At 41.1% G+C, this 1,514-nt stretch carries 1 protein-coding gene; it reads right to left on the bottom strand.

Annotated elements, in window-relative coordinates:
- Positions 1 to 123: 123 nt before the first annotated feature.
- On the bottom strand, positions 124 to 1,314 hold the full coding sequence (coaBC, locus tag HMPREF2954_RS08460; protein ID WP_045073919.1) for a bifunctional phosphopantothenoylcysteine decarboxylase/phosphopantothenate--cysteine ligase CoaBC: 1,191 nt from the start codon (positions 1,312 to 1,314) through the stop codon (positions 124 to 126).
- Positions 1,315 to 1,514 lie beyond the last annotated feature (200 nt).

Here is a 1,514-nt window from a genome sequence, read left to right on the forward strand (position 1 = left end):
GGGGATGTCCAACTTTTGGGGTGCAGTTCAGTTTCGTTAAAATTTTCAGACGACCTTTGGATTTTTTCAGGAAAAAAATAGTTATTGTTCTCACTTATTTTGAGAATTATGTTGCTATATTATTCACGATGAACGATTCAGACGAGCTGCAAGATGTTGGACAATGTTATCTGCTGCTTGACGTTTATCTGTTTCTGGAAATGAAATCTCATGTTCGTCATCAATAATGGTGATCTGATTAGTCGTTTTTCCCATTGACTGGGAAATTTGATTTGCAACCAGCATAGGGATATTTTTCCTGATTCTTTTGATTCTGGCATATTCTAGAACGCGTTCGCTTTCAGCGGCAAACCCGACACAGAAGGGAGGGGTAGGTAAAGAAGCAATGGAAGCGAGAATATCAGGGTTTTCCGTTAATTCGATAACAGAAACTTTACCGGAACCATCTTTTTTCATTTTTTGGGAACTGCTATTTTTCACCTTATAGTCAGCAACAGCTGCAACGGAGATAAATACATCTTGGTTGGTAATATGATTGTGAACAGCACGGAACATTTCTTCAGCACTTACGGCTTGTTCTGTATGAAAAAGCCCGGTTGGAATAGTAGTTTGGAGTTGCCCATAAATCAGAGTTACTTTAGCCCCTGCAGCCCTGCATGCCCGTGCTAAAGCCGTACCCATTTGTCCGCTAGAGATGTTTGTAATACCGCGTACGGGGTCGATGGCTTCAAACGTTGCTCCGGCTGTGATTAAAATACGTTTGCCTAATAAGATTTTAGGTGTCCATAAGTCGGAAATTAAATCAGCCAAATCAGCTGCTTCAAGCATTCGGCCAAGTCCAATTTCCCCACAGGCCTGTTCGCCATATGCCGGCTGAAAGACAGTAATACCGTCTGAACGTAGTTGTTCGATATTGCGCAGATTGGCAGGGTTGTTCCACATTTCTACATTCATGGCGGGAACAACTGCTAAAGGACATTTCCGTGCAGCAACAAGATTGGTCAGGAGGTTATCGGCAATGCCATTAGAAATTTTTGCAATCGTATTGGCTGTTGCAGGAGCAATGACCAGTGCATCTGCCTCACGTGTTAAATTAATATGAGCCATGCCATTTCCTAAGCCATTTTCATGCATATCCGTTAGGACAGGATTTCCGCTTAAAGCCTGAAAAGTCAGTGGTGAAATAAATTCGGTTGATGTTTTGCTCATTACCACACTGATTGAATGCCCCTGTTTTTTCAGCAAGCGTACCAACTCGCAAGACTTATAAGCGGCAATGCCGCCACTAATACCTAAGAGAATATGTTTACTCATGATTAAAATACATGTTCAAAATAGGTTTATACTAACATGGATAAAGAGTAAACAAGCAATTTTGAGGAGAGTCTATATATGTCAACGAGGCGATGCGATATTCAGGAGGATAAATATTTTCTGAATGAGCAAGATTGGTAAAATATGATGCGAGATTGAATAACATAAGGTCGTCTGAAAGGGATTTCGGACGACCTTTG

The sequence above is a fragment of the Neisseria sp. HMSC067H09 genome (assembly GCF_001814135.1).
In the GTDB taxonomy this organism is placed as follows: Bacteria; Pseudomonadota; Gammaproteobacteria; order Burkholderiales; family Neisseriaceae; genus Neisseria.